10 protein-coding genes and 1 riboswitch are annotated in these 11,762 nt (G+C 71.9%); of the genes, 7 read left to right on the forward strand and 3 right to left on the reverse strand.

The window, feature by feature from the left end:
* Window positions 1–246 precede the first annotated feature (246 nt).
* Window positions 247–1,758 (forward strand): DUF885 family protein, encoded by a 1,512-nt coding sequence (locus ACZ7MY_RS16170; protein WP_499602323.1) that lies wholly within the window; start codon window positions 247–249, stop codon window positions 1,756–1,758.
* Between the two features lie 139 nt (window positions 1,759–1,897).
* Here ACZ7MY_RS16170 and ACZ7MY_RS16175 read toward each other — a convergent pair whose 3' ends face one another.
* A complete protein-coding gene (locus tag ACZ7MY_RS16175) occupies window positions 1,898–2,692 on the reverse strand; it encodes an enhanced serine sensitivity protein SseB C-terminal domain-containing protein (RefSeq protein WP_499602324.1) in 795 nt (264 codons plus the stop codon).
* 77 nt (window positions 2,693–2,769) lie between these two features.
* Window positions 2,770–3,552, reverse strand: coding sequence for an enhanced serine sensitivity protein SseB (locus ACZ7MY_RS16180; protein ID WP_499602326.1), 783 nt, complete (start codon window positions 3,550–3,552; stop codon window positions 2,770–2,772).
* Window positions 3,553–3,760: 208 nt separating this feature from the next.
* On the opposite strand from ACZ7MY_RS16180, the gene ACZ7MY_RS16185 reads away from it, so the two are divergent.
* Entirely contained in the window at window positions 3,761–4,504 is a 744-nt protein-coding gene (locus tag ACZ7MY_RS16185) for a hypothetical protein (protein WP_499602328.1), read from the forward strand.
* Between the two features lie 42 nt (window positions 4,505–4,546).
* On the opposite strand, the gene ACZ7MY_RS16190 is transcribed toward ACZ7MY_RS16185, so the two are convergent.
* Window positions 4,547–5,224 (reverse strand): AAA family ATPase, encoded by a 678-nt coding sequence (locus tag ACZ7MY_RS16190; protein ID WP_499602329.1) that lies wholly within the window; start codon window positions 5,222–5,224, stop codon window positions 4,547–4,549.
* A 173-nt stretch (window positions 5,225–5,397) separates the two neighbouring features.
* Window positions 5,398–5,498: riboswitch (glycine riboswitch) on the forward strand.
* A gap of 179 nt (window positions 5,499–5,677) precedes the next feature.
* Here ACZ7MY_RS16190 and gcvT point away from each other — a divergent pair.
* The 5 genes from gcvT (at window position 5,678) to ACZ7MY_RS16215 (ending at window position 11,760) form a co-directional block, all read left to right on the forward strand.
* Window positions 5,678–6,790 (forward strand): glycine cleavage system aminomethyltransferase GcvT, encoded by a 1,113-nt coding sequence (gcvT, locus tag ACZ7MY_RS16195; RefSeq protein WP_499602331.1) that lies wholly within the window; start codon window positions 5,678–5,680, stop codon window positions 6,788–6,790.
* Window positions 6,791–6,875: 85 nt separating this feature from the next.
* Window positions 6,876–7,256, forward strand: coding sequence for a glycine cleavage system protein GcvH (gene gcvH, locus ACZ7MY_RS16200; protein WP_499602333.1), 381 nt, complete (start codon window positions 6,876–6,878; stop codon window positions 7,254–7,256).
* 63 nt (window positions 7,257–7,319) lie between these two features.
* Complete coding sequence (glyA, locus tag ACZ7MY_RS16205; protein ID WP_499602335.1) at window positions 7,320–8,591, forward strand: serine hydroxymethyltransferase; 1,272 nt, start codon at window positions 7,320–7,322, stop codon at window positions 8,589–8,591.
* A gap of 156 nt (window positions 8,592–8,747) precedes the next feature.
* On the forward strand, window positions 8,748–10,130 hold the full coding sequence (locus ACZ7MY_RS16210; protein ID WP_499602337.1) for an L-serine ammonia-lyase: 1,383 nt from the start codon (window positions 8,748–8,750) through the stop codon (window positions 10,128–10,130).
* A 265-nt stretch (window positions 10,131–10,395) separates the two neighbouring features.
* Window positions 10,396–11,760: a lipase/acyltransferase domain-containing protein gene (locus ACZ7MY_RS16215; protein ID WP_499602339.1), complete on the forward strand. Its 1,365-nt coding sequence runs from the start codon at window positions 10,396–10,398 to the stop codon at window positions 11,758–11,760.
* Window positions 11,761–11,762: the final 2 nt, after the last annotated feature.

The raw sequence follows: 11,762 nt of genomic DNA on the forward strand, positions 1-11,762 counted from the left end.
ATGTCGGGCGCAGCTCTTGATGGTGGTGCGGTGGCGCTGGGCTGTGTGTTTGACGTGTGATGAATCGTTAAGGCGACGCGTGAGGCGTCTTGGTGCGCGAGTCTTCATGGGGCGTGGATCACGCGCCAGACCCCACAGGGAAGCGATGCGCAACCGTGATGTGGTGAGCCTTCGTCCGTTATTACCGCAGTGTTACGCGCGTTGACAGATCGCCGCGATGCAACTGGAGTCGCTACCGTCGACGCCATGAATGATCGGCTTCGCTCGGTGTGCGACCTGATGGTCCCCGTGGTCAGGGAGATGGCGGGACTCCACGAGTACGACGGCCAGGTGCAGGATCTGTCGCCCGCCGGCGTCCGCCGCGGACTGTCCTCGCTCGCCCACGCCCGACTGCGCGAGCCGGCCCTCGCCGACCCCCACGACGAACGGCACCTCTCGGTCTTCGAGGACACCCTCAAGGTCCAGTACGGGGAACTGGAACTGCACCGCCGCGACCCATATCCGCATTTGTCCAATCTCGAACTCACCGCCTACGACCGCGAGTACGCGCCCCGCGAGGAGCTGGCCGAGGCCCGCAGACGCCACCTGCAGCAGTGGCCGGACGCCGTCGATGCGGCCATCGCGTCGCTCGACCGGGTGAGCGCGCCGGTCGCCGGGGCACTCCTCGGGGCGGTCCGCGGACTCGCCGCCGACCTCGACCCGGAGGCCGAGCCGGAGGCGGGTCCCGCGCTCGCCGCGCACGCCCGGCTGGTCGACCACATCGCCCGCGCCGCCGAGACCGGCGACCCCGACCCGCGGCTCGGCGGCGAGGCGCTGGCCCTGCTGATGGGCAGTCAGGAAGGCCTGCGCGTCGACCTGTCGGCCCTGGCCGACGAGGCCGAGCGCGAGCGGGACCGGCTCACCGCGCTCCTCACCGAGTCCTGCGGGCGGCTGGACCCGAAGGCCGGCGTGGACGAGCTCATCCCGCGGCTGCTGGCCGACCACCCGGACGCGGACGGGGTCATCCCCGAGGCCGCCCGGCTCACCGAGGAGGTCATCGAGTTCACCCGGCAGCGGGGGCTCGTGCCCTGGCTCGACGGGGACTGCCTCGTCGGACCGGCACCGCCGTCACGCCGCTGGTCCATGGCGATGATGACCTGGGCCGCACCGGAGGAGGCCGACTCCGCCTCCTGGTACCACGTCACCCCGCCGGAGCCGGACTGGCCGGAGGAGGAACGCGAGGAGTGGCTCTCCGTCTTCAGCCGCACGAGCCTGCCGGCGATCACCGTCCACGAGGTCGCGCCCGGCCATTTCGCCCACGGCCGGGCATTGCGGCACGCACCCACGCAGGTACGGCGTGTCCTGCACTCGCTCTCCTTCTGCGAGGGCTGGGCGCACTACGTCGAGGAGGTCTGCCTGGAGGAGGGCTTCCGTGCCCGCGACCCCCGCTTCGCGATCGGCGTGGCGCTGGAGGCGCTCGTACGCGTCACCCGCCTGGCGTGCGCGATCGGGCTGCACACGGGGGCGATGACGCTGGAGGAGGCCACGCAGCGCTTCATGCGGGACGCCCACCTCGCGCGGGCCGGCGCGGCCTCCGAGGCCCGGCGCGGCACCTTCGACGCGGCCTACGGGCGCTACACCTGGGGCAAGTTGGAGATCATGCGGCTGCGGGAGCGCGCCCGGCGCGCCTGGGGGCCGGAGTTCTCGCTCCAGCGGTTCCACGGGGCGCTGCTGGAAATGGGGAGCCCGCCGCTGGGGCTCATCGACACGATCCTGTGACCGGGGTCCCCCGCGGAGCGGGTCCGCCGCGCCTGCGGCGGGCCGCCTTCCACCCACTCACCACCCGCCCGTCACCGCCTTCCTGACCTGAACGGAGGCGCCGTCCGGGTGGGCGGGTGGAAGAGACCCGCCGGAAGCGTCAGTAGGGCTGCGGGGCCCACCCGTACGTCGCCCCGGGAGCACCCGGCGCGCCCTGTGCACCCGGCGCGCCGTGGGCGTCACGGGAGTAGAAGGGCTGCGCCGAGGCCCGCATCCACATACCGACCGGGTCGTACTCGTCGGTGAGCGCGACCGTGGCGACCGGCAGCCCCTGGGGCACCGCCCCGAGGGCGGACTGCATCATCAGGCGCACCGACTCCACGGCCTGGGGCCCGGCGTCGTAGAGGTCCACGCCGATCGCCAGGTAGGGCTCGCCCAGCACGGGCTGGACCCAGGCGCGCCGCAGGGAGCGGACGGCCGGGCTGCGATGGGCCTGCTGGGACAACAGGGCGTAGTACTGGGGGATCTGGAGCGCGGGCTCGCCGATCCGCAGCGGTCCGGCCGGGGAGCGGTCGAGGCCGAGGCTGACGCGCCGCAGGTCGAGCCAGGGGATGCCGACGCCGCCGCCGGGAGCGTGCGGGTTGAGCCACAGGCCCCAGCGGTCGGGGAAGAGCGAGGCCGCGATCTCGCGGCCGGACACCACCTCGTGGGCCCGGTTCCAGCCGCAGGCGGTGAACTCCTGCGGCGAGGTCACGCACGGCGCGTAGCCGTGGCCGGCGACCTCCATGTTGCCGTACTGCGCGTCCGCCCCGCCGGGGGTGCCCTGCCAGAGCAGCATCCACACCTGGCTGTCGGCGAGGGCCCGCAGCACTTCCTCGTAGGCGTCGTACCTACCGGGCGTCACCTGCCGGAGCGCATGCTCCAGCCCCCCGCCCCCTCCCACGCCGGCGCTCACGTGTCCCGCCCTTCCGCGTCTGCCTCGTCCGCGTCGTCTGCTCCGCCGAATGCCTCTGGTGCCGTACGGGACCCAGGTTATGCGCCCGTGCCGACATAGAAGGGTCGCACGCGCTCCAGCATCCAGTCGCCGATGGGGTCCTGTGCGACGTCCAGCAGCACCAGATTGACCTGCCAGGGCAGCGGTACGGCGCCGAGCGCGCGCCCGAGGGCGGCCATGGCGGCGGCCCGGTCCTCTTCCTGCCAGCGGTCGAGTTCGACGCCGACGAAGAGGGTGGCGGGGTCGCCCTCGACGCTGGCCAGCGCGCGGCGGGCGGAGAGCACGACCGGGGTCACGGCGAACTCGCCCGCGGCAACGGCCAGGAAGTCGACCGGCTCCTCGTCCGGCGAGGGTTCCCACAGCCGGACCCGGGCGCCGGTGGGGGTGCCGGGCTCGCGGTCGGTACGGCACAGCTCCATCACCGCGGCGGGCGGCAGCGGGATGCCCACCGCGCCTCCGGGGTTCACGGCGATCCCGATCTGCGGGGGCAGCCCCCGGGCGAACTCACGGGCGGGGGCGACGGCGAAGCTCATGCCGGTACCGGCGGCGAGGAACTGCTGCTCGGAGCTGAAGACGGGGACGTAGACGCCGCCGTCGAGTTCGAGCGTCGGCAGGTCGAGGTCGGTGCTCTCGGGGCTGCCGCCGTTCGGCAGCGGGATCCACAACTGCGAGCGTCCGAGCACCTCCAGGACGCGGGCCGTGGCACCCGGATCGCCGAGTGCCACGGAGAGCACTTCCTCGAGTTCGTTGGCGGGCCAGCCGCCGGCGCCGTGGCCAGGCGGGGCGAAGCCGTCCGGTATCCGCTGCCCCGGGATGTTCACTGCGTTTCGCCTCGCAATTTCCTGTGGTGGTGCGCTCCGTGGAAACCCTATCCGGCGGCGGGCGCGGACGACCCCCGCATCACGCGCCCGTCACATCGGCCGCCCCACGCCGTGGTCACATATTGCGATCGTCCGGTTGCGAAGCGTCACAGCGGCTCCGAAGGTAGGACGAGCAAGGAGAACACCCTCAACCGGGAGATATCTCGACATGCGCATCACCAGGATCAACTCCACCCTCATAGCGGCGGCCGTGTGCGCCTCGCTGACGATGGGCCTCACCGGCGGTGTCGCGAGTGCCCAGGCCCCCACCCGGAGCACGGCCGTCGAGGTCGAGCACCTCGCCGCTCGCGCGGCGGACACGGGCAACGCCGAACTGATCTCCAAGCTCGGTGACACGCTGTCCATCGGGGCCAAGCTCACCCAGGAAGCCCAGGTCGAAAGCCCGGACTCGGCGAAGCTCGAGGAACTCCGCAAGGGTCTGGAGGAGGCGAGCGGGCAGCTGGCCTCGGTCCTCGACCAGGCGGGTGCGGTTTCTCCCGGCTTCACCGACCCGGCGGCCATGGATCCGGGCGCGCCACAACCGGGCCTGGAGCCAGGGGACCCCGGCCTGCCGGGTGACCCGAGCACCATCGACCAGGTCGGCGGTCCCGGCGATCAGGGCGCCGCGGACGCCGTCACCGACGTCAAGAACGCGCTCACCAAGCTGGTCCAGGACGTCACGGACCTGCTGGCCAAGGTGGTCGCCAAGGACCTCGCGGGTGTGACGGCCGGTGTCGCCGCCGTCGTCGCCGACCTGCAGGCCCTGCTGCTGGCGGTGCCGAAGCTGCTCACCGGCGCACTGCCGCTGCCGCTTCCGCTCCCGCTGCCGCTCCCCCTGAACGACCAGGGGCAGCAGCTGCCGCCCGAGGCGCAGATCGCGCCCCAGGCCCAGGTGGATCCGCAGTTTGGTTGATCGTTCAGCGGTACCGCCCCTCACGCGTCGCGGCCCGGCCGCTCAGCCGTCGAAGTCGATGGCCTCGAGCTCCCGGGCCGCTTCGCGGTCCAGCAGCACCACCGAGGCGCACGCCCCCGGCAGCCGGCCCGCCTCCGCCTCCGTCAGCAGGCGGCGGGAGGCGGCACGGTGCCGGGCCATGGCGTACGCCGACACCCGGCGGCCGCGTTCGCGCTGGCCGTCCAGCGCGGTCCGGACGGGGACGTCCAGCAGCACCAGGTGCATGCCCCTTCCCCGGCGCCGGGCCTCACGGGCGACCCAGGCGCGCACCCAGCGCAGGGTTCCGCAGTCGTGGAGGACGACGCTGTCGCCCGAGCGCAGCGCCCGCCACAGCCCGGCGTAGTGCGCGATCCGTACCAGGGGACGGTAGAGGGCGTACGGCAGCAGCCGCGGAACCCGGGCCTGCCAGCGTTCCCTGACGTCCTGTGAGTCGATCAGGCGGGCGCCGCCGGTCGCGCGCCGCATGAGGGTGCTCTTGCCGCCGCCCGGCAGGCCGGAGACGAGCAGGACGTCCCCCGGCGGGTAGCGCAGGGTGCGTACGGGCCGGCGCCCCCGTCGCAGATCGATCAGCCGCCGCGGCCGTACGGCACGTCCCCCGCGACGCGCTTCCCCGGCCCGCGCCGGTACCGGCCGGGACACGGCCGGACCCCCGGCCGTCGCATACGCACTCTGCCACCGCACAGTTCGCCCTCCGGGTCCGACGTTCAAGAAATGGTAAATCCTGTGTCTTTGCCTACCCAGAGGAACGGCGGCGTTACTACCGGATCGGGACCGGACCGGGACATCCGGGACGCGATCGCGACAACGGCGGGCGCCCGTGCAATGATGGCGGCCTCAATCGCATATAGGCCGTTCGAGGCCGCGCGGGAGAGTTTCCGCACCGCTGTGGCGGGCGGGACGCCGAAGGAGCAAGTCCTCCCTTGAATCTCTCAGGCACAGATACCGCGCGTTCGAGGCACATCTGAAAAGCGGGCGAGCCCTCCCGGCCACGGGGGTGCCGCCCCACCCAAGGTGCAAGCCGGGACTCCTCCGCACGGAGGGTCCAGGTGAACCTCTCAGGTTCCGATGACAGATGGGGAGGACCTGCCCCGTCATCGCCCTACCTGTCTCTTCCTTGCCTTGGGAGCCCGCCCGATGAGTGAATCCCGCCGTACCGCACTGGACGCGCTGCACCGCGCCCTCGGCGCCACCATGACCGACTTCGCGGGCTGGGACATGCCGCTGCGGTACGCCAGCGAGCGCGACGAGCACACCGCCGTACGGACCCGGGCCGGTCTCTTCGACCTGTCCCACATGGGTGAGATCACGGTCACCGGTCCGGGTGCGGGCGAGGCCCTGGACCATGCGCTGGTGGGCCACATCTCGGCGCTGGCCGTGGGCCGTGCCCGCTACACGATGATCTGCGCTCCCGACGGCGGCATCCTCGACGACCTGATCGTCTACCGCCTCGGCGACGAGGAGTACATGGTCGTCGCCAACGCCTCCAACGCCCAGGTCGTCCTCGACGCGGTGACCGAGCGCGCCGCCGGCTTCGACGCCGCGGTCCGCGACGACCGGGACGCCTACGCGCTGATCGCCGTCCAGGGGCCGAACTCCCCCGCCATCCTGAAGTCGGTCACCGACGCCGACCTCGACGGGCTGAAGTACTACGCGGGCCTGCCCGGCACCGTGGCCGGCGTCCCCGCGCTGATCGCCCGCACGGGCTACACCGGCGAGGACGGCTTCGAGCTCTTCGTCGCCCCGGCCGACGCGGAGAAGCTGTGGCAGGCGCTGACCGAGGCCGGCGCGGACGCCGGCCTGGTGCCGTGCGGCCTGTCCTGCCGCGACACGCTGCGCCTGGAGGCGGGCATGCCGCTGTACGGGCACGAGCTGACCACCGCGCTCACCCCGTTCGACGCCGGGCTCGGCCGGGTCGTGAAGTTCGACAAGCCGGGTGACTTCGTGGGCCGCGAGGCGCTGGCCGCGGCCGCCGCCAAGGCCGAGGCCACGCCGCCGCGCAAGCTGGTCGGCCTGGTCGCCGAGGGCCGCCGGGTACCCCGGGCGGGCTACCCGGTGGTGGCGGGCGGCGAGGTGGTCGGCGAGGTCACCTCCGGCGCCCCCTCCCCGACCCTGGGCAAGCCGATCGCCATCGCGTACGTGGACGCCGCGCACGCCGCGCCGGGTACCTCCGGTGTGGGCGTGGACATCCGCGGTACGCATGAGCCGTACGAGGTGGTGGCCCTGCCGTTCTACAAGCGGCAGCGCTGAGTTCCCGGTCACATCCGGCACACCCGTCCCACCTGTCAAGACAGCCGTTCACCAGCACATACCGTCATCCAGGAGAATTCACGCCATGAGCAACCCCCAGCAGCTGCGGTACAGCAAGGAGCACGAGTGGGTCTCGGCCGCCGACGCGGACGGCGTGTCGTCGGTGGGCATCACCGAGCACGCGGCGAACGCCCTCGGCGATGTCGTCTACGTCCAGCTCCCGGCGGTCGGCGACACGGTCGCCGCGGGCGAGACCTGCGGTGAGCTGGAGTCGACCAAGTCGGTCAGCGACCTGTACGCCCCGGTCTCCGGTGAGGTCACCGAGGTCAACGAGGACGTCGTCAACGACCCCTCGCTGGTGAACTCGGCGGCCTTCGAGGGCGGCTGGCTGTTCAAGGTGAAGGTCACCGAGGAGCCGGGCGACCTGCTCTCCGCGGACGAGTACACCGCCTTCACCGGCAACTGACCGCTCGGGACCTCCCGGCAGCTCCGCCCTGTCCACTCCGACCTCCGGACGGATGACCCCCTGATGTCGCTTCTCAACAGCTCACTGCACGAGCTCGACCCCGACGTCGCCGCCGCCGTCGACGCCGAACTCCACCGTCAGCAGTCCACCCTCGAGATGATCGCCTCGGAGAACTTCGCTCCGGTCGCGGTGCTCCAGGCCCAGGGCTCGGTGCTGACCAACAAGTACGCCGAGGGGTACCCCGGCCGCCGCTACTACGGCGGTTGCGAGCACGTCGACGTCGTCGAGCAGCTCGCGATCGACCGGATCAAGGCGCTCTTCGGCGCCGAGCACGCCAACGTCCAGCCGCACTCGGGCGCGCAGGCCAACGCGGCCGCGATGTTCGCGCTGCTGAACCCCGGCGACACGATCCTGGGTCTGAACCTCGCCCACGGCGGGCACCTGACCCACGGCATGAAGATCAACTTCTCCGGCAAGCTGTACGACGTGGTCGCCTACCACGTGGACCAGGAGACCGGTCAGGTCGACATGGCCGAGGTCGAGCGCCTGGCCAAGGAGTCCCGGCCGAAGCTGATCATCGCCGGCTGGTCGGCGTACCCGCGGCAGCTGGACTTCGCGGCCTTCCGCCGGATCGCCGACGAGGTCGGCGCCTACCTGATGGTCGACATGGCGCACTTCGCCGGTCTGGTGGCGGCGGGCCTGCACCCCTCCCCCGTGCCGTACGCGGACGTCGTCACCACCACCACGCACAAGACGCTGGGCGGCCCGCGCGGCGGCGTCATCCTCTGCAAGGCGGAGCTCGCCAAGAAGATCAACTCGGCGGTCTTCCCCGGCCAGCAGGGCGGCCCGCTGGAGCACGTCATCGCGGCGAAGGCGGTCGCCTTCAAGATCGCGGCGAGCGAGGAGTTCAAGGACCGCCAGGTCCGCACCCTGGAGGGCGCGCGGATCCTCGCCGAGCGGCTGACCCGGGACGACGTCGCGGCGGCCGGCGTCTCGGTGCTGTCCGGCGGCACCGACGTCCACCTGGTCCTGGTCGACCTGCGCGACAGCGAGCTCGACGGGCAGCAGGCGGAGGACCGGCTGCACGAGATCGGGATCACGGTCAACCGCAACGCGGTCCCCAACGACCCGCGCCCGCCGATGGTCACCTCCGGCCTGCGCATCGGCACCCCGGCGCTGGCCACCCGCGGCTTCGGCACGGAGGACTTCCGTGAGGTCGCCGACGTCATCGCCGAGGCCCTCAAGCCGGGCTTCGACGCGGAGACCGCGAAGGCGCTCGGCGCCCGGGTCACCGCCCTGGCCGGCAAGCACCCGCTGTACCCCGGCCTGAAGTAGCGAGTGTCACCCGGTGTGCAGGGCCGCTCCGTCAGGACGGTCCCGCACACTGGAACACATGCGGCGCACCCACGCCGCGCCCACGTACCACCCGGCGGCGAACCCGCCGGCCGCCCGCGGACAACGGGGTCCGCGAACCCGAGGAGTCATCGCACCGTGGCCATCTCCGTCTTCGACCTCTTCTCGATCGGCATAGGCCCCTCCAGCTCCCACACCGTGGGCCCGATGCGCGCCGCGCGGATGTTCGTCCAGCGGCTGAAGAACGACGGCATGCTTGCGGGCGTCGCCTCCGTGCGCGCCGAACTGTTCGGCTCGCTCGGCGCGACCGGCCACGGCCACGGCACCCCCAAGGCGGTGCTGCTGGGCCTGGAGGGGCACTCCCCCCGCACGGTCGACGTGGACACCGCCGACCAGCGGGTCGAGCAGATCCGCGGCAGCCGCCGCATCAACCTGCTCGGCGCCCACGAGATCCCGTTCTCCGCCGACGACGACCTGGTGCTGCACCGGCGCCGCTCGCTGCCCTACCACGCCAACGGCATGACGCTCGCCGCGTACGACGAGACCGGCGCGCCCGTGCTGGAGAAGACCTACTACTCGGTGGGCGGCGGCTTCGTCGTCGACGAGGACGCGGTCGGCGAGGACCGCATCAAGCTCGACGACACCGTGCTGAGGTACCCCTTCCGTACCGGCGACGAGCTGCTGCGGCTCACCCGGGAGACCGGGCTGTCGATCTCCGGGCTGATGCTGGAGAACGAGAAGGCGTGGCGCACCGAGGCGGAGATCCGCGCGGGCCTGCTGGAGATCTGGCGCGTCATGCAGGACTGCGTCAAGGCCGGGCTGACCCGCGAGGGCATCCTCCCCGGCGGCCTCAAGGTCCGCCGCCGCGCCTCGGCCACCGCCCGCCAGCTGCGCGCCGAGGGCAACACGGCGGCGCACGCCATGGAGTGGGTCACCCTGTACGCCATGGCCGTCAACGAGGAGAACGCCGCGGGCGGCCGCGTCGTCACCGCCCCGACCAACGGTGCCGCCGGCATCATCCCGGCCGTGCTGCACTACTACGTCAACTTCGTGGCCGGGCAGTCGACGGAGGCGGAGAAGGAGGACGGCGTCGTCCGCTTCCTGCTCGCGGCGGGCGCGATCGGCATGCTCTTCAAGGAGAACGCCTCCATCTCCGGCGCCGAGGTCGGCTGCCAGGGCGAGGTCGGCTCCGCCTGCTCCATGGCCGCGGGCGGGCTCGCCGAGGTCCTCGGCGGCGGCCCGGAGAAGGTCGAGAACGCCGCCGAGATCGGCATGGAGCACAACCTGGGCCTCACCTGCGACCCCGTCGGCGGGCTCGTCCAGATCCCCTGCATCGAGCGCAACGGCATGGCCGCGGTCAAGGCCGTCACCGCCGCCCGCATGGCGATGCGCGGGGACGGCCGGCACCACGTCTCCCTCGACAAGGTCATCAAGACCATGAAGGAGACCGGGGCCGACATGAAGGTCAAGTACAAGGAGACCGCGCGGGGCGGGCTCGCGGTCAACGTCATCGAGTGCTGACGCCGCGGGCCCCGGCCGCCCCGGACCTCCGGGCGGCCGGGGCCCCGCCGTACCCGCCGCCGGCCGCCCGCACCGCGATCCGTCCGAAGCCCCCTGCCCCGCAGGCCGCGGGAGCTGATCGCGTGACAGAGACCAAATACCCAGAGTGCCCTCACTGTGAGCGGAACCCGTCTAATCTGCTCGTATGACGGCACCTAGGCCGCTGCAACCCGTCGTTGTACGCAGACCGGTCAGCGCGGACGCGGTAGTGGTGATCCCAGGGATCATGGGCAGTCGGCTGATCGAAGCCGAGACCGGACGAACCCTTTGGGGGCTGGGCAAAGCCGTGCAGCTCGGACTGCGCTGGCGGCACGGTCAGGGCCTGGGCGAACTCGCGCTGACGCCCGAGGAACGCGACGGACGGGTCGGAAGGGTCATCGCTGACGGGTTGCTCGACACGGCCGAATGGGCGCCCGTCCTGCGCGGAATCGAACCCTACGGCTCGCTAGTGCGCCGCATCCGAGGTGTCCTCGCGCATCCGGACGCACTGCTCGAATTCGGGTACGACTGGCGACTGCCGGTCACGCACAACGCCGACGTCCTGGCCCTGGTGCTGCGGGAACACATGAACGCTTGGCGTGCCCATCCGGCCCGGCCACGCGGGCCGGAGCCGTCACTAGTCATCGTCGCGCATTCCATGGGCGGGCTCGTCGCCGCTGCGATGTGCGCACGGCACCCGGACCTGGTGCAGGAGGTCCGGTCGACCGTCACGCTGGGGACACCGTTCCTCGGCGCCGTGAAGGCCGCGACGATACTCAACAGCGGTCACGGCACGGCACTGGAACACGAGAACCTGCGTGAACTGGCCCGCACCTTGCCCAGCGTGCACGACCTGCTGCCGAACTACCGCTGCCTACTCACCGAGGACGACGGCGTGGATCATGTCGTCGCACTCGACGCGAGCACAGCCGCAGCCTTGGGCGCCGATACGGAACTTTACGAGCGCACCGTGCGGGACCGCCCGTACCTCGACCCCTCGGTGCTGCCGAACCACCGGCTCGTGGTGGGTACCGGCCAGCGAACCGACCAGACGATGGCGTTGCGCGACGGTGTCGTGGAAGCCTTTCCGCTCGGCTACCTCCGCGACGAGCACGACGAATTGACGCGGGACTCCATCGGGCGCCCGATCCCTGTGGACCACACGGGAGACGGCACGGTGTTCCGCTACTCCGCGACCCCTCTCGACGGGATGACGGAGCTCTGCCTTGGCCAGCAGCACGGCGCCCTCGCCAGCAGCGCCTCCGCGGTGGACATCGTGTGTGGCGTCGTCACCCGCACACCGCCTCGGGCGGCCCTGGGGGGTCCGCGGATACCCAATGACGCGGTGGGGTTGTCGGTACCGGACCTGGCGAAGGTCGGCCAGCCGTTCACCGTCACGGTCGACCGCGCCCACGACGCAGCCGGAACGAGCTGTCTGATTGAGGACGCCCTCGATCAGACAGGCACACCCGTGTCCCGTCCGCTTCTGACCCGCGGCGACGAGAACGGCCAGTTGCTCGCCCCGGTGGTCATCGACGACCCCGGGCTGTACCGGGTGGCGGTTTCCGCCGGCACCGATCCCGTCACGCAGCTCGTCCTCATTCAGGACTGAGC

The sequence above is a fragment of the Streptomyces sp. NPDC111520 genome (assembly GCF_055635295.1).

What these genes read in the sequence shown, in the direction of transcription:
- gcvH (WP_499602333.1), top strand. Translation starts at nt 6,876, where the DNA reads ATGAGCAACCCCCAGCAGCTGCGGTACAGCAAGGAGCACGAGTGGGTC.
- gcvT (WP_499602331.1), top strand. Translation starts at nt 5,678, where the DNA reads ATGAGTGAATCCCGCCGTACCGCACTGGACGCGCTGCACCGCGCCCTC.
- ACZ7MY_RS16185 (WP_499602328.1), top strand. Translation starts at nt 3,761, where the DNA reads ATGCGCATCACCAGGATCAACTCCACCCTCATAGCGGCGGCCGTGTGC.
- ACZ7MY_RS16170 (WP_499602323.1), top strand. Translation starts at nt 247, where the DNA reads ATGAATGATCGGCTTCGCTCGGTGTGCGACCTGATGGTCCCCGTGGTC.
- glyA (WP_499602335.1), top strand. Translation starts at nt 7,320, where the DNA reads ATGTCGCTTCTCAACAGCTCACTGCACGAGCTCGACCCCGACGTCGCC.
- ACZ7MY_RS16215 (WP_499602339.1), top strand. Translation starts at nt 10,396, where the DNA reads ATGGGCAGTCGGCTGATCGAAGCCGAGACCGGACGAACCCTTTGGGGG.